This window comes from Enterobacter sp. T1-1, from assembly GCF_000710795.1.
GTDB classification, from domain to species: Bacteria; Pseudomonadota; Gammaproteobacteria; order Enterobacterales; family Enterobacteriaceae; genus Enterobacter; species Enterobacter cloacae.
The window spans coordinates 20,509-40,377 of record NZ_JALW01000037.1 but is presented as its reverse complement, the minus strand read 5'-3'; the positions used below and the strand labels follow the sequence as shown (position 1 = coordinate 40,377).

General features: G+C 55.9%; 18 protein-coding genes and 1 tRNA gene. 6 read left to right on the top strand and 13 right to left on the bottom strand.

The genetic code is table 11. The annotated features are described in order from the left end of the window. Positions 1-104: 104 nt before the first annotated feature. Both mltC and AK59_RS0113115 read left to right on the top strand, forming a co-directional pair. Positions 105-1,181 (top strand): membrane-bound lytic murein transglycosylase MltC, encoded by a 1,077-nt coding sequence (gene mltC / locus AK59_RS0113120; RefSeq protein ID WP_013098675.1) that lies wholly within the window; start codon positions 105-107, stop codon positions 1,179-1,181. 259 nt (positions 1,182-1,440) lie between these two features. Beyond that, on the top strand, positions 1,441-2,697 hold the full coding sequence (locus tag AK59_RS0113115; protein WP_013098677.1) for a nucleoside permease: 1,257 nt from the start codon (positions 1,441-1,443) through the stop codon (positions 2,695-2,697). A 33-nt stretch (positions 2,698-2,730) separates the two neighbouring features. Here the strand turns inward: AK59_RS0113115 and citG are convergent, their stop codons facing one another. Genes citG through AK59_RS0113075 form a run of 8 tightly spaced genes read right to left on the bottom strand, consistent with a single transcriptional unit; the run spans position 2,731 to position 10,039 of the window. After that, positions 2,731-3,534 carry a triphosphoribosyl-dephospho-CoA synthase CitG gene (gene citG / locus AK59_RS0113110; RefSeq protein ID WP_029882974.1) on the bottom strand — a complete coding sequence of 268 codons (804 nt, stop codon included), beginning with the start codon at positions 3,532-3,534 and terminating at the stop codon, positions 2,731-2,733. Continuing rightward, positions 3,512-4,051, bottom strand: coding sequence for a citrate lyase holo-[acyl-carrier protein] synthase (citX, locus tag AK59_RS0113105; protein WP_029882973.1), 540 nt, complete (start codon positions 4,049-4,051; stop codon positions 3,512-3,514). Before citX ends, citG begins: the two co-directional genes overlap by 23 nt. 2 nt (positions 4,052-4,053) lie before the next feature. After that, entirely contained in the window at positions 4,054-5,571 is a 1,518-nt protein-coding gene (gene citF, locus AK59_RS0113100; RefSeq protein ID WP_029882972.1) for a citrate lyase subunit alpha, read from the bottom strand. Between the two features lie 10 nt (positions 5,572-5,581). Then, complete coding sequence (gene citE / locus AK59_RS0113095) at positions 5,582-6,457, bottom strand: citrate (pro-3S)-lyase subunit beta (protein ID WP_013098681.1); 876 nt, start codon at positions 6,455-6,457, stop codon at positions 5,582-5,584. Next, a complete protein-coding gene (gene citD, locus AK59_RS0113090) occupies positions 6,454-6,747 on the bottom strand; it encodes a citrate lyase acyl carrier protein (protein WP_013098682.1) in 294 nt (97 codons plus the stop codon). The genes citE and citD overlap by 4 nt, the downstream gene beginning before the upstream one ends. A gap of 16 nt (positions 6,748-6,763) precedes the next feature. Further along, positions 6,764-7,786, bottom strand: a complete 1,023-nt coding sequence (citC, locus tag AK59_RS0113085; protein WP_013098683.1) for a [citrate (pro-3S)-lyase] ligase — start codon at positions 7,784-7,786, stop codon at positions 6,764-6,766. A 10-nt stretch (positions 7,787-7,796) separates the two neighbouring features. After that, complete coding sequence (locus tag AK59_RS0113080) at positions 7,797-8,660, bottom strand: fumarylacetoacetate hydrolase family protein (RefSeq protein WP_029882971.1); 864 nt, start codon at positions 8,658-8,660, stop codon at positions 7,797-7,799. A 17-nt stretch (positions 8,661-8,677) separates the two neighbouring features. Further along, positions 8,678-10,039 carry a 2-hydroxycarboxylate transporter family protein gene (locus AK59_RS0113075; RefSeq protein WP_029882970.1) on the bottom strand — a complete coding sequence of 454 codons (1,362 nt, stop codon included), beginning with the start codon at positions 10,037-10,039 and terminating at the stop codon, positions 8,678-8,680. Between the two features lie 344 nt (positions 10,040-10,383). Between AK59_RS0113075 and AK59_RS0113070 the strand changes: the two genes are divergently transcribed. Both AK59_RS0113070 and AK59_RS0113065 read left to right on the top strand, forming a co-directional pair. Then, positions 10,384-12,021: an ATP-binding protein gene (locus tag AK59_RS0113070; protein WP_029882969.1), complete on the top strand. Its 1,638-nt coding sequence runs from the start codon at positions 10,384-10,386 to the stop codon at positions 12,019-12,021. Further along, a complete protein-coding gene (locus AK59_RS0113065) occupies positions 12,011-12,703 on the top strand; it encodes a response regulator (protein ID WP_013098687.1) in 693 nt (230 codons plus the stop codon). Before AK59_RS0113070 ends, AK59_RS0113065 begins: the two co-directional genes overlap by 11 nt. Positions 12,704-12,789: 86 nt before the next feature. Here AK59_RS0113065 and AK59_RS0113060 read toward each other — a convergent pair whose 3' ends face one another. Continuing rightward, positions 12,790-14,925 (bottom strand): ornithine decarboxylase, encoded by a 2,136-nt coding sequence (locus AK59_RS0113060; protein WP_029882968.1) that lies wholly within the window; start codon positions 14,923-14,925, stop codon positions 12,790-12,792. Between the two features lie 182 nt (positions 14,926-15,107). On the opposite strand from AK59_RS0113060, the gene AK59_RS0113055 reads away from it, so the two are divergent. Together AK59_RS0113055 and AK59_RS0113050 are read left to right on the top strand one after the other, a co-directional pair. Next, positions 15,108-15,821 carry a DUF554 domain-containing protein gene (locus tag AK59_RS0113055; RefSeq protein ID WP_013098689.1) on the top strand — a complete coding sequence of 238 codons (714 nt, stop codon included), beginning with the start codon at positions 15,108-15,110 and terminating at the stop codon, positions 15,819-15,821. A gap of 95 nt (positions 15,822-15,916) precedes the next feature. Then, positions 15,917-15,992: transfer RNA gene (locus tag AK59_RS0113050), tRNA-Phe, on the top strand. 266 nt (positions 15,993-16,258) lie between these two features. Here the strand turns inward: AK59_RS0113050 and AK59_RS0113045 are convergent. The 4 genes from AK59_RS0113045 to AK59_RS0113030 all read right to left on the bottom strand — a co-directional run bounded on the left by AK59_RS0113045 (position 16,259) and on the right by AK59_RS0113030 (position 19,705). Then, positions 16,259-16,750 (bottom strand): GNAT family N-acetyltransferase, encoded by a 492-nt coding sequence (locus AK59_RS0113045; RefSeq protein WP_029882967.1) that lies wholly within the window; start codon positions 16,748-16,750, stop codon positions 16,259-16,261. Then, positions 16,747-17,040, bottom strand: coding sequence for a type II toxin-antitoxin system TacA family antitoxin (locus AK59_RS0113040; RefSeq protein ID WP_029882966.1), 294 nt, complete (start codon positions 17,038-17,040; stop codon positions 16,747-16,749). The genes AK59_RS0113045 and AK59_RS0113040 overlap by 4 nt, the downstream gene beginning before the upstream one ends. Before the next feature lie 248 nt (positions 17,041-17,288). Further along, a complete protein-coding gene (locus tag AK59_RS0113035) occupies positions 17,289-19,076 on the bottom strand; it encodes a hybrid sensor histidine kinase/response regulator (RefSeq protein ID WP_029882965.1) in 1,788 nt (595 codons plus the stop codon). Then, positions 19,073-19,705, bottom strand: a complete 633-nt coding sequence (locus AK59_RS0113030; RefSeq protein WP_013098693.1) for a response regulator transcription factor — start codon at positions 19,703-19,705, stop codon at positions 19,073-19,075. The genes AK59_RS0113035 and AK59_RS0113030 overlap by 4 nt, the downstream gene beginning before the upstream one ends. Between the last annotated feature and the right edge of the window lie 164 nt (positions 19,706-19,869).

Sequence of the window (19,869 nt, the reverse complement as noted above, 5' to 3'; positions counted from 1 at the left end):
AAGGGTAAAGACGCCCACATCGAAGGTTATCCGCCGCCGAAAAAATAACAGCGCGCGGGGGAAACCCCGCCGTTCAAGCAAACACAACACGCACTCCCGGAATGATGAAAAAAATTTTAGCGCTAGCCCTTGTTGCGCCGTTGCTTGTCTCGTGTTCATCCAAAAAAGGCGATGAATACAATGAAGCCTGGGTTAAGGACACCAACGGTTTTGATATTTTGATGGGGCAGTTTGCCCACAACATCGAGAACATATGGGGATTTAACGAAGTTCTTATCGCCGGACCTAAGGATTACGTTAAGTACACCGACGCCTACCAGACCCGTAGCCACATCAACTTCGATGACGGTACGATCACGGTTGAAACCATCGCGGGGACTGACCCTGCGGCGCATTTACGGCAGGCCATTATCAAAACCCTGCTGATGGGCGACGATCCGGGATCTATCGATCTCTACTCCGACGCCGACGACATTACCATTTCTAAAGAGCCGTTCCTGTACGGTCAGGTCGTGGACCAGACCGGTCAGCCTATCCGCTGGGAAGGCCGCGCCACGAAATTCGCCGACTATCTGCTGCAAACGCGTCTGAAAAGCCGTACCAACGGCCTGAAAGTGATTTATAGCGTCACAATTAACCTGGTGCCGAACCACCTCGACAAGCGTGCGCATAAGTATCTGGGCATGGTGCGTCAGGCGTCACGTAAATATGGCGTGGATGAGTCGCTGATCCTGGCGATCATGCAGACCGAATCGTCCTTTAACCCGTACGCCGTGAGCCGTTCCGACGCGCTGGGGCTGATGCAGGTTGTCCAGCACAGCGCCGGTAAAGACGTGTTCCGCGCACAGGGGAAATCCGGCACGCCGAGCCGTAGCTATCTGTTTGACCCGCAAAGCAACATTGATACCGGTACGGCCTATCTGGCGATGCTGAATAATGTCTATCTGGGCGGGATTGATAACCCAACCTCACGTCGTTATGCGGTCATTACCGCGTACAACGGCGGTGCAGGCAGCGTGCTGCGTGTCTTCTCGAATGACAAAGTGCAGGCCGCAAATATCATCAACAGCATGGCGCCGGGGGATGTGTACGCCACCCTCACCACCCGCCACCCGTCTGCGGAATCCCGTCGTTATCTGTATAAGGTGAATACGGCGCAGAAGAACTATCGTCGCCGCTAGAAAATAACACCCCTCACCCTGCCCTCTCCCAAAGGGAGAGGGTTAGGGTGAGGGGGCATCAGGCCGCACCTACCCCATCTCACCCCACCCATACGAAAATGTTATTTGCATCACAATCCAAACTGCAAATTAATGTGGATTGCATTTTTTTGCGGGAGGTAACAAAACATATCGTTGCCAACTGATAGAATTGCATCAAATAACAACCCTGAATGTTCCTATAACAACATATCTCCCGCTCACTTGTGAGGAAAGTAACATGAACCTTAAGCTGCAGCTTAAAATATTGTCGTTTCTGCAGTTCTGCCTGTGGGGTAGCTGGCTGACTACACTCGGCTCCTATATGTTTGTGACGCTCAAGTTCGATGGTGCGTCAATCGGTGCCGTCTACAGCTCGCTGGGTATCGCGGCGGTCTTTATGCCAACGCTGCTGGGGATCGTGGCGGATAAATGGTTGAGTGCGAAATGGCTGTACATGCTTTGCCACCTGGTGGGTGCGGGGACGCTGTTTATGGCAGCCCAGGTCACCACGCCGGGGGCGATGTTTATGGTGATCCTGCTTAACTCGCTGGCCTACATGCCAACGCTTGGGCTGATCAACACCATCTCCTACTACCGCCTGAAATCCGCCGATATGGATATCGTGACCGACTTCCCGCCTATCCGTATCTGGGGCACCATCGGTTTTATTATGGCAATGTGGGGCGTGAGCTTCGCGGGCTTTGAACTGAGCCATATGCAGCTCTACATCGGTGCGGCGCTCTCCGTGGTGCTGGCACTGTTTACCCTGACGCTGCCGCATATTCCGGTATCTAACCAGCAGAAAAACCAGAGCTGGAGCACCATGCTCGGCCTGGACGCTTTCGCGCTGTTTAAAAACAAACGCATGGCGATCTTCTTTATCTTCTCCATGCTGCTGGGCGCGGAACTGCAAATCACCAACATGTTCGGCAATACCTTCCTGCACAGCTTCGATAATAACCCGCTGTTCTCAGGCAGCTTTATCGTTGAGCATGCGTCGGTAATGATGTCCATCTCGCAGATCTCTGAGACGCTGTTCATCCTGACCATCCCGTTCTTCCTGAGCCGCTACGGCATCAAGAACGTCATGCTGATCAGTATTGCCGCGTGGATGCTGCGCTTCGGTCTGTTCGCCTACGGCGACCCAAGCCCGTTCGGCACCGTGCTGCTGGTTCTGTCGATGATTGTTTACGGCTGCGCCTTCGACTTCTTCAACATCTCCGGTTCGGTGTTTGTGGAAAAAGAGGTGAAACCTGAAATCCGCGCCAGCGCACAGGGTATGTTCCTGATGATGACCAACGGCTTCGGCTGTATCCTGGGCGGTGTGGTGAGCGGTAAAGTGGTTGAGATGTATACCACCAACGGCATTACCGACTGGCAGCCAGTGTGGCTTATCTTCGCCGCATACTCGCTGGTGCTGTTCTTCGCGTTTATCGTGCTGTTCCAGTACAAGCATGTACGCGAACCGCACGGCGCACAGCCAGTCGCGCATTGATTATTGTGCCGGGTAGGCGAAGCCGCCACCCGGCTATTTTATTGCAGCAAGCACCCACCCCACCGACAGCAAATCCGCGCTGCCGCCCGGGCTCAGGTTGCGTTCAATTAATGCGTTATCCATTCTACGCAACGCTTCACCATCCCAGCCGTCAGCCAGCAGTTCCCGCGCATAGTCCTGAACGTAGCCCAGCCCCTCAATGCCGCCGCGCGACACCAGATTGCTGTCCTGATTGATTGCCATCAGGCGTAACAGCAGGCCGTGAAGTGAATGTCCGTTCCACTGCGCCAGCGCTTTACGCACCGTCGCAAAACCACTCTCCGCCTCGCCGCGCGCGCCGGTTAAGCCGTACTGCCGGAACTGCCGCTCCCCCGCCGTCGCCTGCCCGCTGCGTTCGGCCAGCTCTCGCGAAACCAGCCCGTGGCAAATGTTACTCACCTCACAACAGAGGCTTTCTGCGGAGATATTTTTCACACGCCCGGCGGCGAAGCAGAGTAAACCAAGGGCAAAAATGCCCCCTTTGTGCGTGTTCACCCCGTTCGTCGCGGCATACATCGCCTGCTCACAGGCCATCCCCATCGGGCGGAGGATCCGTAACTGTTCGCCTGCGGGTTTATCGGCATGCGTGTTACCTAGCTCAGCAAAGCGCGAAAACCACGGCGTAATCGCCATAATGCTGCGGACAAACAGCGCGTGATCCATATCGCGATGGGAGCCGTTATTGAGCCTGTCCACCAGCCCCGGTTTCGGTGTCAGCGCCAGCTCCTGCCACAGCGCCTCTGCGGCAAGCGCGGGGACGTCAAGCGGGCGCGGTTTAGTCGCGAGCAAACCAGTCATCGATCATCTTCTCCACGCGCGCCACCACCTGCTCCACAGGATGTTTGCGCGAACGGGAACAGGCGTGGGCAGGTTCATCGCAAATCAGACAGCGTCTGAGATTTGAGCCCAGCGACTGACGTCCAACGTGGCCGTTTTCAGGGCAAATCACATCCAGATCCCACAGCCTGCCAAGCGGGTGCGTCTGCTCCAGCTCCGCACAGTGGGCTTTGATTTCTGCCGCGGGATGGGCCACGCACCACAGCGCTTCGGGCCCGGTCGGGAGCCACAGCACCTGGCGGTCCAGCACCTGCCAACGGTTTTCCCACAATAGCTGGTCGCACATTTGTAACGCCACGCCCATGGTGTTGCGATAGCGCAGGCTGTCTTTGATCTCCCCGGGTGTTACCAGCGTGAGGGAGATCACCGGTTGTTGATAGTGCGTAAGCCAGTCAGCCTGACGGGCTGCGCGGCGCTCTTTCGCCGCCAGCAGCGCGTCCAGGCTGACACCCGCCCGCACGGGTGTCGCAATGGTCATATTCACTCCTTTACCTGTCGAACGGTGTCGATCACGCTGCCGTCGCGGTAGCGGATCACCCCGACAATTTTGTCGGTGAATTCAATTGGTTTCGGTACGCCTGTCAGCGAAATTGCCCGCTCATAGAGGGCGTTGATATCCACAACCTTCAGCCCTGCTTCCATGAGGCGTTCGCGGATCTCCGGGCGCGCCGGGTTGACCGCAATGCCGTGATCGGTGACCAGCACGTCGATGCTTTCGCCCGGCGTGAGGCGTGTGGTAACGCGCTTCACCACCGTCGGAATGCGGCTACGCAGCAGCGGCGCAACGACGATGGTCAGGTTCGCCGCGGCGGCCACGTCGCAGTGCCCGCCGGACGCGCCGCGCATCACACCATCGGAGCCGGTAATCACGTTAACGTTGAAATCGACGTCAATCTCCAGCGCGCTGAGGATCACTACGTCCAGTTGGTCGCAGCTTGCCGCCTTACTGCCGGGGTTGGCGTAGACGTTAGTGGAGATCTCCACGTGGTTCGGGTTGCGCGCCAGCGAGGCCGCCGCCTGGCCGTCGAAGCACTGGGTATCGAGCAGCTTTTCAATCAGCCCCTTCTCGTGCAGATCCACCAGGCTGCCGGTGATGCCACCCAGCGCAAAGCGTGCCTTCACGCCGCTGCGCTCCATCTTCTCTTCCATAAAGCGGGTACAGGCGGTGGCCGCCGCGCCGGAGCCGGTCTGCATCGAGAAGCCCGGTTTAAAATAGCCGGAGTGCTCAATCACATCCGCCGCATAGCGGGCAATCATCAGCTCGCGCGGGTTACTGGTGACGCGCGCCGCGCCGACGCTGATTTTTGCCGGATCGCCCACGCTCTCCACCTGCACGATGTAGTCCACCTGATCCTGCACCAGGCTGGCGGGCATATTGGGGAACGGCACCAGCGCTTCCGTCAACAACACCACCTTGCGGGCAAAATGGGCGTCCACCATCGCGTAGCCCAACGAGCCGCAGCACGATTTCCCGTGCGTGCCGTTGGCGTTACCAAACTCATCGCTGCACGGCACGCCAAGAAACGCCACGTCAATGTTCAGCTCACCGTCCTGCAGCAGCTTTACGCGCCCGCCGTGAGAGTGAATTTGTACCGGCTCGTCCATCAGCCCGTGGGAGATGGCATCCGCCAGCTTGCCACGCATGCCGGAGGTGTAGATCCGGGCGATCACCCCGCTTGCAATATGCTCGATCAGCGCGTCGTTGCAGGTCATCAGCGAGCTGGAGGCGAGGGTCAGGTTTTTGAAGCCCATCCGCGCCAGCAGCGCCACGACGGTGTTGATCACCCGGTCGCCTTCACGAAACGCGTGGTGGAAGGAGATGGTCATTCCGTCCTTCAGGCCGCTACGCCTCACCGCCTCTTCAATGGAGGCGCAGAGTTTACGGCTGTGTTTCGCGTCGCTGTCCGCCAGCCACGGCGTGGCGCTGTGGGCGGTATCAAACGGTTTTAACTCCCGCAGATGGGGAAAATTCACATGGAGAAGTTCTGTCTGGTTCATTGTGTCATCCTTACCGACGCACGCCGGAGGCCGCCGCGCGTTCGAGCACCACCTGCGCGTGGTTAATAATCGGTGCATCCACCATCTTGCCGTTGAGGGATACCACGCCAAGGCCGTTACGTTCGCCCTCTTCTGCCGCTTCAATCACCCGCAGGGCGTGATCCACCTCTTCCTGGGTCGGCGCGTAGGCGTTATGCAGCAGGTCTATCTGGCGCGGGTTAATCAGCGATTTGCCGTTAAAGCCCATCTTGCGGATCAGATCGACCTCGCGCAGGAATCCGGCCTCATCGTTAACGTCTGACCACACCACGTCGAAGGCGTCGATGCCTGCTGCGCGAGCGGCGTGCAGCACGGCGCAGCGGGCGTAGAACAGCTCGGTGCCGTCGCCGCGCTCGGTCTGCATGTCCATCACGTAGTCAAAAGCCGCCAGCGCAATGCCGATCAGGCGCGGCGAGCTGCGGGCAATCGCCACGGCGTTGATAACGCCAATGGCCGATTCAATCGCCGCCATCACGCGGGTGGAACCAACCTCGCGCCCGCACTCCTGCTCGATACGCTCAAGGTGGCCTTCCAGCTCGTAGATGTCGTCCGGGGTGTCGGTTTTCGGCAGGCGGATCACATCCACGCCGGCGCGCACGGCGGCTTCCAGATCCAGCAAGCCAAACGGCGTGCTCAGCGGGTTTATGCGCACCACGGTTTCGATGTCCTGATACATCGGGTGCTGCAGGGCGTGGAACACCAGCATTCGCGCGGTGTCTTTCTCGCGCAGAGCAACGGCATCTTCAAGGTCAAACATTATGGAGTCTGGACGGTAGATAAACGCGGTTGAAAGCATGGCGGCGTTGGCGCCCGGCAGGAACAACATACTGCGGCGGAGTTTGCTCATTTCAGCGCCCCCCAGTTAATGGCCTGTTCATCGGCAGCACGCAGAAGCGCACTTTGCAGGCGGGCGCGGATCACACAGTCCAGCGCCCCTTTGTCTTCAATAATGATAAGTCCCTGGTGCACGTTCATGGCGCGCAATGTCTCGTTGACCACCTGGCGAATTTGCTCGCCAAACTGCTTAATCACTTCACTGTGGATGACTATCTCCAGCTCGCCGTGAGCGGGAGCAATTTTCACCATCAGGTCGCTGGACTCCTGCGTTCCGGCCAGCGCCTCCCTTACAATTTTCATGATAAATTCCTGGTAGTTAAGCGACTTCGGCACTCGCACGGTAGTGTGTTTCGAGGTGCGCGAAGGTGGAGTCCGGGACAATCTCCCGGATCCGGGAAAACTGCTGAGTCTTGAGCAAGCGGCGCACTTCGGACGCTGAAATGGCATTGCCGGTGGCCTTGATGCGCGGCATTTCCACCACCTCAATCTGCGGGCTCAGCAAGGCGTGCAGCGTCTGGTTGTACTGACGGGTGATATCGCAAAACGGCTCGGAGCCGATAAAACGATGGGTAATGCCCAGCGCCGGTGCGATAAAGTCGCGGAAGATCAGCACGTCGATTTCGCTCCACGCCTGCTGCACTTTGCCGGTCTCTTTCAAAAAGTAGGCCGGGAAGGTGGCGCGGGAGATGATGTACTGTGAGCCTTCGTGCACGGTCACATTTGGCAGATGCGCGACGCCCGCACGCACCATTCCGAGGCGCGCGCTGAACGGAAAGAACGAGGCATCTTCACGCACCACAAACAGGTGCAGGGCGTCACACTGCATCGCCGCCTGCTCCACCAGATGACGGTGGCCGAGGGTGAACGGGTTGGCGTTCATCACTATCGCGCCAGTCTTCTCCCCGCCCTTGCGCATCCTGCCCAGGGAACGGCAGTAACGCTCGATCCCCTGCGGAGTGTTCTCCATCAGCACGGCGTTGTTGCCGCTCTGGGCAATCGGCCAGAAGCCGCTACGCGCAAAGCGCTCCTTATTGCACGGTCGCGTGCAGAGGAAGAGGTGAAAATGACCGCGCTCCAGCGCCGCATTCTGCACCTCCGCCAGCAAGCGCGCGCTGAGGTTCTCGCCGCGAAGCTGCTCGTTCACGGCCACACACTTGATGACGTTGGCGGCAAGACCGGCGCAACCCACCAGTTGCGCGCCGGACCAGGCTTCGACAAACAGCGTGATGTCGTTGTCCAGGCCAAGGCCGCTGTCTGCCAGCAGGTAACGGATCTGGCTTAAGCGTTCCGGGTGTTTCGCCACCAGCGTGTGGCGAAAATCGATGGGTTGACTGTTCATGCCGCCTTTCTCAGTGTGCCGCCGCAAGCCCGATGGCTGGCGCTTCCACAATCACGTTGCTCAGATGACCGATATGCTCGATCTCCACTTCAATGCGATCCCCCTCTTTCATAAACAGCGGCGGATTACGCTTTTTACCCACCCCGCCCGGGGAGCCGGTGATGATCACATCGCCCGGACTTAAGCGGGTAAAGGTGCTGATGTACTCGATCAGCTCCGCAACCTTGTGGATCATGCTGCTGGTGTTATCTTCCTGCACCATGCGGCCATTCAGCCAGGTGCGGATCGCCAGCCTGTGCGGGTCCGGGATCTCATCGGCCGTTGCCATCCACGGGCCAAACGCGCCGGTCTGACGCCAGTTCTTACCGGCTGTAAACCAGGTGTGCTGCCAGTCGCGGGCGGAGCCGTCCATATAGCAGCTGTAGCCCGCCACGTGGCGCAGCGCCTCGTCACGGCTGATGTTTTCCCCGCCCTTGCCGATGATCACCGCCAGCTCGCCTTCGTAGTCGAATTCGCTGGAGTGACGCGGCTTCAGCACCGGCTCGTTGTGGCCGGTCTGCGAATCCGGGAAGCGCACGAACAGCGTCGGTGCCGGGTTGTGCTGGTCAAACTCCTTGCGCTTGTCGGCGTAGTTCATGCCCACGCAGAGGATTTTTTCCGGCTGCTCAATCACCGGTAAGAAGGTGATGGCGCTCATCGGCACGTCCACGGCATCGTTCAGGTAACGGGTGGCCTGCGCCAGCCCGTTGCCCTGCAGCAGCGCTTTGAGGTCGCTGTAGCGGTCGCCGAGACGGCGACCTAAATCAATCACACCTTCGGCCTGGACGATGCCGTAGCTGCGTTTTCCCTGGTATAAAAAGCTTGCGAGTTTCATTGTTCTTTCCTGAAAACTTAAACGAGGAAGTTGCCCAGAATCAGCAGTGAGATAGAGACGTTAATCGCGCCGCCGATACGGGTAGCAATCTGGGCGAAGGGCATCAGGCTCATACGGTTGCCTGCGGTCAGGATCGCCACGTCACCGGTACCGCCCTGGCCACTCTGGCAGCAGGAGACGATGGCGACATCAATCGGGTGCATACCAATCTTTTTGCCGACGAAGAAGCCGGTCGCCACCAGTGAAGAGACGGTACTGATAATCACCAGCAGGTTAGTCAGCGTGAAGGCCGCGACCAGTTCATGCCATGGGGTGATCGCCACACCGACTGCGAAGAGGATGGGATAGGTCACCGAGGTCTGGAAGAATTTGTACACCACCTGAGAGCCTTCCAGCAGACGCGGAGAGGCACCGTTGCAGAGCTTCACCAGCACCGCCATAAACAGCATGCCAACCGGCGCAGGCAGACCAATCAGCTTGTGGCCGAGCATGCCCAGCATGTAGAGCAGCACCGCCAGCAACGCACCGGAGGCGATGGTGGTGACGTCCGCTTTGCCAGAGAACGCCGGTTGAGAAACGGTGGCATCGGCATTCGCGCGGTTCGGCATCAGCTGACCTTCACCGGTCAGGTGTGGATAACGCTTGCCCAGTTGGTTCAGACAGCCGGAGATGATGATAGCGGTCAGTCCGCCGAGCATGACCATCGGCAGCACGCGACCGAGCGCCACGCCCTGATCCATGTGCAGCAGGGTGGCGTAGCCGATGGAGAGCGGGATAGCCCCTTCGCCCACGCCGCCTGCCATAATCGGCAGAATGATAAAGAAGAAGATCTGGAACGGCTCAAGACCCAGCGCCAGACCCACGCCCATCCCCACCAGCATGCCGACGATCTCGCCGCACAGCATCGGGAAGAAGATGCGCAGGAAGCCCTGAATCAGCACGGTGCGGTTCATGCTCATGATGCTGCCGACAATAATGCAGCAGATGTAGAGATAAAGAATGTTGGTGGATTTATAGAACTTAGTGGTGGATTCCACTACCACATCCGGCAACAGGCCGTAATAGACCAGCGCGGAGGGGATAAAGGTGGCGCAAATCGCCGCCGCGCCGAGCTTGCCGACAATCGGCAGGCGTTTGCCGAACTCACCGCAGGCAAAGCCGAAGAACGCCAGCGTCGCCACCATCACCACGATATCGCTTGGCAGTTTTCCGCCCAGACAATCAATGGCAATCAGCACGCCCGCCAGGACAAACAGCGGCAGAGGAATAATCCCGATTTTCCAGGTATCCATAATATGCCACCAGCGCTCTTTGAGCGATGGCCGCTGAATATCAATCGGGTCGTGGGTAACAGAGAAAGAATCGTCAGTTGTGCTCATAATAAGCCCCTTAGTTATTTTGTGCGTTCAGCTTAGAGTCACAAAGGCTTACTTTATGTGAGGAATGGCATATTAAAAGCGAAGTTTTAATGGCGACTATGGTTTTAATGGTTTCTTTTATTTAATGTGATTTGCCCCTTATTTATTGCCGTGGTTTTTATGGTTTCTTTTCTAAACCGAACAAACAAATAACATTTACACGGTGGTGTTTAAGGGAAAACCCTTTCAGATAATTCTTTTGCAGGCCTTGCTGTGCAAGGGATCACAAGTTTTCGGCAAAGCGGGTATCCACGCGAAAAAAGATGATATATTGACAAACTTCGTTGATACCACGCGTGATTGTTATGAAAGTATCGTTTCAGATTAAGCTGTTTGTTTCGCTGGTTGTCTTTTTCTCAGTGCTTTTTGCTTTGCTGGGCGGATATTATTATGTCGACGTTAGCCGACAGCTTTATCAGGAAATGAGCGCACGCGCAAAAATACAAGCGGAAGAGATCGCCCTTATTCCGTCATTACGAAAAGAGGTCGAACAAAAAGATATCAACGCCATTCACGATTTTATGCAGAAAATAGCCACCCACAGTGATGCCAGTTTTATTGTGATTGGCGATAACAAAGGGCTGCATCTGTTTCATTCCGTTTTTGCCGACAGAGTGGGCCATACGCTGGTCGGCGGAGACAACGAAGAGGTCCTGCGCGGTAAAAGCACCACCACCATCCGCAAGGGAGGATTAGGCATTTCGCTGCGCAGCAAAGCGCCCATTTTTAACGATGCCGGTCAGGTAGTGGGAATTGTCTCGGTAGGCTATCTCACCAGCTATCTTGAAACCATCACCGTCAGTAAAGTGGTTAACATCCTGATCGCCGCCGTACTGTTACTGCTTGCCCTCTTTATCTTCTCCTGGTTCTTTACCCGCAGTATCAAGAAGCAGATTTTCTCCCTGGAGCCGCGAGAGATTGGTCTGCTGGTGCGCCAGCAGAAGGCGATGATGGAGTCCATTTATGAAGGGGTGATCGCCATTGACGATGAACGGCGAATAGAAGTGATTAACCAGGCGGCACGCAAACTGCTGGGCCTGAGCCAGCCGGCCCGGGAACTGCGCGGACAGCTGATAAGCGAGGTAATCGATCCTGTTCCGTTCTTCGAAACACAAACGATGCTCGCCAAAGATACCCATGACGAGATTTGCCGCTTTAACGATCTCACGGTGATCGCCAGCCGGGTGCGCATCATGCTTGAGAACTCTCTGCAGGGCTGGGTGATCACCTTCCGCGATCGCAACGAGATCGACTCGCTCAGCGCCCAGCTCAGCCAGGTCAAACGCTATGTTGATAACCTGCGCATTATGCGTCACGAGCAGCTAAACCGGATGACTACCCTCTCCGGCCTGCTGCATATGGGCCGCTACGAGGAGGCGATTGGCTACATTCAGGCGCAGTCGGAACACGCTCAGGAGCTGCTGGACTTTATCTCTTCGCGCTTCAGCTCCCCGACCCTGTGCGGCCTGCTGCTGGGGAAAGCCGCGCGGGCGCGGGAGAAAGGCGTCGAGCTGAACTTCGACCCGACCTGTCGTCTGGACAGACCGTTCCTGGCGCTGCCTGAAGAGGCGCTGATTTCTATCATTGGCAACCTGCTGGATAACGCCATTGAAGCGACCCAGCGCTCGCCGCTTCCGCATGCTCCTGTGGAAGTGCTGATAAAACTGAGCGAACAAGAACTCATCATCGAAGTGGCCGATCAGGGCGTTGGCATTAAACCGGAGATCCGTGACAGGATATTTGAGCGCGGCATCACCACCAAAACGCGCGGCGATCACGGCATTGGTTTGTATCTGATCGAAAGCTATGTCACACAGGCTGGCGGTGCAATTGAGGTTGCCGATAATACGCCGCGGGGGGCGATTTTCTCACTGTTTATCCCCGCCACGGGAACCGCCCGGCATCCCGCACAGGAACAGGAAGATACCGATTATGCAACATGAACTTATCGACGTACTGATAGTTGAAGACGAGAACGAACTGGCGCAACTGCACGCAGAGCTGATCGGCAAACATCCGCGTCTTAGACTGGTGGGGATTGCCTCGTCGCTGGCGCAAGCGCAGGTTGAGCTTGAAAGTAAACAGCCGCAGCTGATGTTGCTGGATAACTACCTGCCGGACGGGAAAGGCATCACCCTTATCAGTAACCCGATGCTCGCCCGCGCCAACTGTTCGGTGATTTTCATCACCGCCGCCAGCGATATGGACACCTGCAGCCAGGCCATTCGTAACGGGGCGTTTGATTACATCCTGAAGCCGGTTTCCTGGAAGCGGCTCAGCCAGTCGCTGGAGCGTTTTGTGCAGTTTGCTGAGCAACAGCGGGTCTGGAAGATTGTTGACCAGCAGAACGTCGATTCTTTATACCAGCTACAGGCGAAAAACTACCGCCAGGACAACGGCAGCAAAGGCATTGAGGAAAATACACTGGCGCGGGTGCAGGCGCTGTTTAACGACAAGGCGACGCACTGTTTTACGGTGGATGAGGTGGTGAGTGAAACGGGGCTGAGTAAAACCACCACCCGGCGCTATCTGGAGCACTGCGTGGAGGCAGGTTTTCTGACGGTGGAGATGCTGTACGGCAAGATTGGGCATCCGCGGAGGATGTACAAGCGTAGTGCGGCTTAACACCCCTCACCCCAAAGGGGCGAGGGTGAAAAGACGGCTCCGTGCAATCCCCTCTCCCCTTTGGGGAGAGGGTTAGGGTGAGGGGGCTACTTTAATACATACCCATAAAGCCGCTTAATCCCGTCGGCATCCTTTTCGCTGTAAACGCCCTGCAGCTCCGGCGAGAAGCCCGGCAGCAGGTTAATCCCCTCTTCCAGCGCAAGGAAGTAGCGCTGCACCGCCCCGCCCCAGACTTCTCCCGGCACCACGCACAGAACGCCAGGCGGATACGGCAGCGCGCCTTCGGCGGCAATGCGCCCTTGCGCATCACGGATGCGCACCAGCTCCACGTTCCCGCGAATGTACGCCTGATTGGCATCCTGCGGATTCATCACTACCGCGGGCAGGCTCTCCTTGCGGAACATCGCTTTCTGCAGATCTTTCACATCAAAACTGACGTAGAGATCGTGCATCTCCTGACACAGCTGGCGGAGTGTGTAATCCCGGTAGCGTACCGGGTATTTCTGATAGATGGTCGGCAACACGTCCGCCAGCGGCGTATCGTCTTCAATATGCTGTTCAAACTGGCCAAGCATCGCCACCAGCTGCGCCAGCTTCTCGCTGCTTTCGGCAGGCGTCAGCAGGAAGAGGATCGAGTTCAGATCGCACTTCTCCGGCACGATGCCATTTTCCCGCAGATAGTGCGCAAGGATGGTCGCCGGAATACCAAAATCAGTATATTCCCCGGTTTCAGCATCGATGCCCGGCGTGGTCAGCAGTAGCTTGCACGGATCGACAAAGTACTGATCGCGGGCATAGCCCTCAAATCCGTGCCATTTGGCCCCCGGCTCAAAGCTGAAGAAGCGACGTTCGCTGGCGATGGCCTGAGTTGGATGATCCTGCCACGGACGGCCTGCCACCACTGGCGGAATAAACGGTTTGATCATATGGCAATTTGCAATGATCGCCTTACGCGCTTCAATCCCCAGCTCGACGCACTCCGCCCACAGCCTGCGTCCGCTCTCCCCTTCGTGAATTTTTGCGTTCACATCCAGCGCTGCAAACAGGGGATAAAACGGGCTGGTGGAGGCGTGCAGCATAAATGCGTTGTTCAGGCGCTTGTGCGGACAGAAACGCGCCTGACCCCGGATGTGGTTATCCTTTTTATGGATCTGCGAGGTTTGCGAGAACCCGGCCTGCTGTTTATGCACCGACTGGGTCACGAAAATGCCCGGATCGTTCTCGTTCAGCTCCAGTAACAGCGGGGAGGTTTCCGCCATCATCGGAATAAATTGCTCGTAGCCCACCCACGCAGAGTCAAAGAGGATGTAATCGCACAGATGGCCGATCTTGTCGATCACCTGACGGGCGTTGTAGATCGTGCCATCGTAAGTGCCAAGCTGGATCACTGCCAGGCGGAACGGGCGGGGCTCGTCTGCTTTCTCCGGCGCAACATCGCGGATCAGATTGCGCAGGTACGCGTCGTCAAAGCAGTGTTCGTCAATCCCACCGATAAAGCCAAACGGGTTACGCGCCGCTTCCAGATACACCGGCGTCGCGCCCGCCTGAATCAGCGCCCCGTGATGGTTGGATTTGTGGTTATTGCGATCAAACAGCACCAGATCGCCACGGGTCAGCAGCGCGTTGGTCACCACCTTGTTGGCCGCCGACGTACCGTTCAGCACGAAGTAGGTTTTATCCGCGTTGAACACTTTCGCGGCGAACTTTTGCGCATGCTTGGCGGAACCTTCGTGGATCAGCAGATCGCCGAGCTTCACGTCGGCATTGCACATATCGGCGCGAAAAACGTTCTCGCCAAAGAAGTCATAGAACTGTCGTCCCGCCGGGTGTTTTTTGAAAAACGCCCCGTGCTGGTGACCCGGACAGGCAAAGGTGCTGTTGCCCATTGCAACATACTGGCTCAGGGTGTCGAAAAACGGCGGTAACAGGTTCTCTTCGTAACGGCTGGCGGCAGACTCCAGTTCCAGGAACTCCTGCGCTTTACCCGAGATGACAGCCGTGGCGCCATCGGGCACGTCCGTCGGCTCTTGCGAGAATAAATAGACCGGTAAATGAAAGCCCGTGCGTTTCAGCAACGCAAGAATGCCACTGCGACTCTCCGCGAGCGTAATGACGACTGCCGCCACATCGGTAAAATCAGTGTTATCCAGCGTCACCTTTTCGCGATGCGTGGACACAGTGGAAACCAGCTCACGGCTGACGGCGATTTTCATGGTTTTCATAGGCGCTATATACCCTCACCGAACGGTGAGACAGGGAGGAGAAAATTCGCGCAATAATGTCACCTTTTATTTTGAGGTGCAAGAAGGAATCAGTATGCACTTCACCACCCAAAGCTAAGCGTAAAAAAGCGCTGGCGTGTCATAATCATGCAATACCTATGATTAAGTAACAGGAGTTTTCCGTGGTTATCGGGCCATTTATCAACGCGAGTGCCGTATTGTTGGGCGGCGTACTCGGAGCAGTGTTAAGTCAGCGATTACCGGAGCGTATTCGCGTCTCTATGCCCTCCATTTTTGGACTGGCCTCCCTCGGGATTGGCATTCTGCTGGTGATCAAATGCGCCAACCTGCCGGTGATGGTGCTGGCCACCCTGCTCGGGGCGCTGATTGGCGAGTTTTGTTATCTGGAAAAGGGGATTAACAACGCGGTCAGCAAAGCGAAAAACCTGATAGCCCGTCCGGGCAAAGCCAAACACGGCACCCATGAGACGTTTATTCAAAACTACGTTGCCATCATTATTCTCTTTTGCGCCAGCGGCACCGGGATTTTCGGTTCGATGCAGGAAGGGATGACCGGTGACCCCAGCATTTTAATCGCGAAGGCGTTTCTCGATTTCTTCACCGCTACGATTTTTGCCACCACGCTCGGTATCGCGGTGGCCGCGATTTGTGTGCCAATGCTGCTGATTCAGCTGGCTCTCGCCACCTGCGCCACCCTGATCCTTCCGCTGACCACGCCCGCAATGATGGCAGATTTTACCGCCGTTGGCGGTCTGCTCCTGCTGGCAACAGGGCTGCGCATCTGCGGGATCAAGATGTTCGCGGTGGTGAATATGCTGCCCGCCCTGCTGCTCGCCATGCCGCTTTCCGCGCTGTGGACCCACTTTTTCGCTTAAGATTGCGACGAACTGGTGAGAGATTGTGCATCCTGTAACGAAAACAACATTTTTCGTTGACGGCGGAGAGTGAATCGGGTTTAATGCGCCCCGTTGCCCGGATAGCTCAGTCGGTAGAGCAGGGGATTGAAAATCCCCGTGTCCTTGGTTCGATTCCGAGTCCGGGCACCACTATTTAAAGAACCCGCCCAAAAGGCGGGTTTTTGCTTTTGAGCCAGTCTAACAGCTCAATGCTTCCTACTTTATGTTCTTAGCCAACGCGGTGCTTTTAACGTTTCGGCACAGGATCATGGCGCTTCCCTAAAACGCTCGCAGTTATCCGCGAGTTCCGTGAAGTCGGTTTTGTGATTGAAGGGAACGGTAAATAAAGGGCGAATCGAGGTTGGGATAGTAGCCATAGAGCTCTTTATTCAATACTAAAGAGTTCTGTATATCTGCTAAATACTCGCCATCAAATCCCCCAACGTCACCATCAATATCATCGGATCCATTGGCGATGGCTCAAACCCCACCCGCAGATAAAATTCCCGCGCTTCATCCGACAGCGCATGAACCAGCATTCCGCGAATGCCGATGGTCTCCGCCACCTGGATCACCCGCAGCCCAGCATCGCGTACCAATGCCCGACCAACGCCCTGCCCATGCAGAGACTGATCTACCGCCAGGCGTCCCAGCACAACAACCGGGATGGGATCGGGCATATTGCGACGAAAGCGACCGGGTGCGGTATTCGTCATGACCGCACTGGATGCCAGCGAGTAATAAGCCAGAACGTTAGAATCGTTGCCACAACAGACAAAGGTACGGGATGCACCACTGACCTGATTTTTCATCGCCCGCTGCTTCAGCCAGTTATCCATCGAATCCACACCACAGCAAAATGGAGTAAGAATATGACCGGCGTGAAGGGGCTCTGGGGCAGAGATCATTTTTCCCGCTCCCACGGCGCAGGGGTCTGCATAGTTTTACGCAGTGTGGCATTAGGTGCTGGAGCCTGATCCAGACGAGCCAGAAATTCCTGATAAGCCTCTGGATCGGCCATTATGATGCGTTGTTCGATCAGTGCCTCTTCCGCAGCAGCGCGGGCTGCTTCCAGCACAAAGTCAGTGCGGTTTTTCCCTCTCGCTTTCGCCGCCCGATCGATAAGATCTCGCTCGGCAGGCCTGATACGCAGGTTCAGGGTTTCGCGTTTCATCGCCATAGTGTTTGCAGCTGGCATGGTGTTGTCCTCCTGTGTTTCATTGGGTATTAAGTATACAACACGCGTAACGCAGATGTCATTACAACGATTCTAAAGGAATCGAATCGAAAGGATTTCTACTTATTAATATTCACCTTTATGTTTTATAAAATGAAATAAGACCCACTCTCTGGGACTTCACAATAAATAACAAAAGAATTTTCGAAAGAAATCAAATCGGTAAGTAATTTGGAACCCGCAAAAAATCAATACTTCTACACGCCCTTCTATCCACGACTCCCCGACCACTGTGTCAGCAACGCATGCAGTTTAGCCGGCTCCAGAGGCTTACGTAGCACCATGTACCCTTCCTGCTCCGCCTCCAGCAGAACCGGCGAATTAAATTCGCCGCTGACCATCGCGCCACTCATGTCCGGCAGACGTTCAAATAGCGCTTTCAGGATGTCGAAGCCGCTTTCGCCGGATCGCAGACGCTGGTCGCACAGCACGGCGAACGGCGTGAAGCCATCGTCGATGATAGCGAACGCTTCTTCAGCGGAGGCCGCACAGCGCACGTTGATTCCCCAGATGCTCATCAGGCTCTCCCAGGCAGACGTCACCAGCGGGTCGTCATCAACCACCAGACAGGAACCGTGCAGCGGCGCATAGCGTACCGGCGTGGCGATGTTGTCATAGGCGGGTGGCATCTCCGGCGCGATCTCTTCGCCAGCATATTGGGTAAAGCACATCCAGAAGCGTGAACCTTTACCTTCAATGGATTGCATCCCGTACTTCACCTTCATCAGCTTGGCACAGCGGGCAACGACGGCCAGACCCAGCCCGTGTCCTGCACTGTCGATCTTCCAGGCCAGTTCGGGGCGATAGTAAGGTGAGAAGATTTTACCTTTCTCGTCATCGGCAATACCGACACCTGTGTCCCACACCTCCACCATACACCTGTCACCACGTGGTCGGATGGCGACCAGCACGCCGCCCTGTAGCGTGTAGCGGAGGGCATTTTGAATAAGGTTAATGAGCGATTGTCGCACCAGCAGCGGATCGCCCATCACGTAGATGCGGCGTTTAGGCCGCCAGGTGCGCAGCCTGAGTGCACGGCTGTTTGCCTCTTCGCGAAACAGCGTGATCACCGAGTCGAGCAGCGCGCCGATGTCCACTCTGGCAGGGGCAGTAAGCACATTCCCGGATTCAATCTTGCTGAGGTCAAGGAGGGAATTGAACATCAAATGCACCGAACGGACGCTCTGCTGCAGATCAAGCAGCTGGGGCGTGAGGCTGTCGTCCTGGTTTCGGTGGATAATCGCTTCGATCAGAAACCCCATGGCGTGTACCGGTTGGCGCAGGTCGTGGCTGGCGGTCGTCAGGAACTGATTTTTATCCAGCAGCGCCTGCTCAGCTTCCTCTTTGGCCTGGCGAAACTGTTCTGCCAGGCGTGAGCTTTTTTCCTCAAGCAGCGCCTGCTGAATAAAGAACGCGTGCGATGTTAATGCATGGCGGTAAATGGCGAAGCCGTACAGCAGGTTCAACATCAGCACAATGAACATCAGATCGTCCAGCCGCCAGATAATGCCAAGATTCAGTACACCCCAGGAGGCGAAGAAAAAGCATGTAAAGGTGCTGATGACCGGCGTCAGATGCGTCGCATTGGCGGCAACGATGGCGGCAATACTGATATTGAGGAGCAGGAAAAAGTCAAAGTTCTGCGTCTGCGGCGTAATTAAATAGAGAGATGAAATCCCCAGCCCGTGAATAAAAGCGATCTTATTTATACGCGGCAGCCAGCGGCGCAGGACGTCCGCTTCATCATGCTCTTTCGCTTCGCGCTGGTAGCGTCGGTGCAATATTCGGATCGCCACGGCACATAGCAGGTAAATAATTATCCAGGTAATGGTTGGGCCGAGTTCATCGCCCAGCAAATTAATCCAGATGGCGAAAGGAATACCGACGAAAGGGACAGCGCTGAAACTGAACACCAGCCGCAAAAAGGTATTATTTAGCAAACGGATCTGCGCGGGAGGAGAGATGCCAGCGTTCTGTAAGCTCTGTAAAAATCTCATTCCGACGGTTCCCGTTTGCCATGCAGAAGCGTGATGGCTTCGACCCGACTGTTAACGCCTATCTTTTTCAATATATTGCTGATGTGCTCTTTGACTGTAGGCTCAGAAATAGAAAGTTGCGCGGCAATTCTTTTATTTGGCAGGCCACGCATAATCATATTTAACACGTCTATTTGTCGCGGCGTTAAGTTAAATTTACTTAACTTCTCATTATTCGACTCAACGGAAAATTCGTTTCCCTCAGGAAACCAGGTGAGATTATCAGTGAGGGCAAAAACGGCCCGTGAAAACATTTCAGGTGGCTCGCTTTTCAATACGAAACCGTGCCCCCCGGCGGCGTGAACTTTCTGCCAGATATCGTTATTATCATCCCCACTAACCACCAGGAGCCTTACCTGTGGGTAAAGTTGTTTTACTTCTTTGAGTAATTTCAACGCGGTACCGGACGAGAGCCAAAAATCGATTACCAGCAAACGTGGCGGGCCATTATCCCTAATTTGACGGTAGCAATCATCCTCATTCGTCACCACACTCGCCTGCTTAAATCGGCAATGTGTAATCAGAAAATTGGCGATACCGCTTGCTACCAATGGATGGTCATCAACGACCAACGCATAATTCTGCCCCAAAGGATCCTCCTTTTACCTTCGCATATTAGAGAGTACGGATGAATTATTATCTACCCACCCTACTTTAGGAGGGTTTTTTCGATTAGGAAAGGGAAATATATTATTCGCAGATTTGAGTAATAGAAAACATAAATACAATCAGCGAAATTAACTGATTGGATATA

What these genes read in the sequence shown, in the direction of transcription:
- mltC (WP_013098675.1), top strand. Translation starts at nt 105, where the DNA reads ATGAAAAAAATTTTAGCGCTAGCCCTTGTTGCGCCGTTGCTTGTCTCG.
- AK59_RS0113115 (WP_013098677.1), top strand. Translation starts at nt 1,441, where the DNA reads ATGAACCTTAAGCTGCAGCTTAAAATATTGTCGTTTCTGCAGTTCTGC.
- citG (WP_029882974.1), bottom strand. Translation starts at nt 3,534, where the DNA reads ATGACTGGTTTGCTCGCGACTAAACCGCGCCCGCTTGACGTCCCCGCG.
- citX (WP_029882973.1), bottom strand. Translation starts at nt 4,051, where the DNA reads ATGACCATTGCGACACCCGTGCGGGCGGGTGTCAGCCTGGACGCGCTG.
- citF (WP_029882972.1), bottom strand. Translation starts at nt 5,571, where the DNA reads ATGAACCAGACAGAACTTCTCCATGTGAATTTTCCCCATCTGCGGGAG.
- citE (WP_013098681.1), bottom strand. Translation starts at nt 6,457, where the DNA reads ATGAGCAAACTCCGCCGCAGTATGTTGTTCCTGCCGGGCGCCAACGCC.
- citD (WP_013098682.1), bottom strand. Translation starts at nt 6,747, where the DNA reads ATGAAAATTGTAAGGGAGGCGCTGGCCGGAACGCAGGAGTCCAGCGAC.
- citC (WP_013098683.1), bottom strand. Translation starts at nt 7,786, where the DNA reads ATGAACAGTCAACCCATCGATTTTCGCCACACGCTGGTGGCGAAACAC.
- AK59_RS0113080 (WP_029882971.1), bottom strand. Translation starts at nt 8,660, where the DNA reads ATGAAACTCGCAAGCTTTTTATACCAGGGAAAACGCAGCTACGGCATC.
- AK59_RS0113075 (WP_029882970.1), bottom strand. Translation starts at nt 10,039, where the DNA reads ATGAGCACAACTGACGATTCTTTCTCTGTTACCCACGACCCGATTGAT.
- AK59_RS0113070 (WP_029882969.1), top strand. Translation starts at nt 10,384, where the DNA reads ATGAAAGTATCGTTTCAGATTAAGCTGTTTGTTTCGCTGGTTGTCTTT.
- AK59_RS0113065 (WP_013098687.1), top strand. Translation starts at nt 12,011, where the DNA reads ATGCAACATGAACTTATCGACGTACTGATAGTTGAAGACGAGAACGAA.
- AK59_RS0113060 (WP_029882968.1), bottom strand. Translation starts at nt 14,925, where the DNA reads ATGAAAACCATGAAAATCGCCGTCAGCCGTGAGCTGGTTTCCACTGTG.
- AK59_RS0113045 (WP_029882967.1), bottom strand. Translation starts at nt 16,750, where the DNA reads ATGATCTCTGCCCCAGAGCCCCTTCACGCCGGTCATATTCTTACTCCA.
- AK59_RS0113040 (WP_029882966.1), bottom strand. Translation starts at nt 17,040, where the DNA reads ATGCCAGCTGCAAACACTATGGCGATGAAACGCGAAACCCTGAACCTG.
- AK59_RS0113035 (WP_029882965.1), bottom strand. Translation starts at nt 19,076, where the DNA reads ATGAGATTTTTACAGAGCTTACAGAACGCTGGCATCTCTCCTCCCGCG.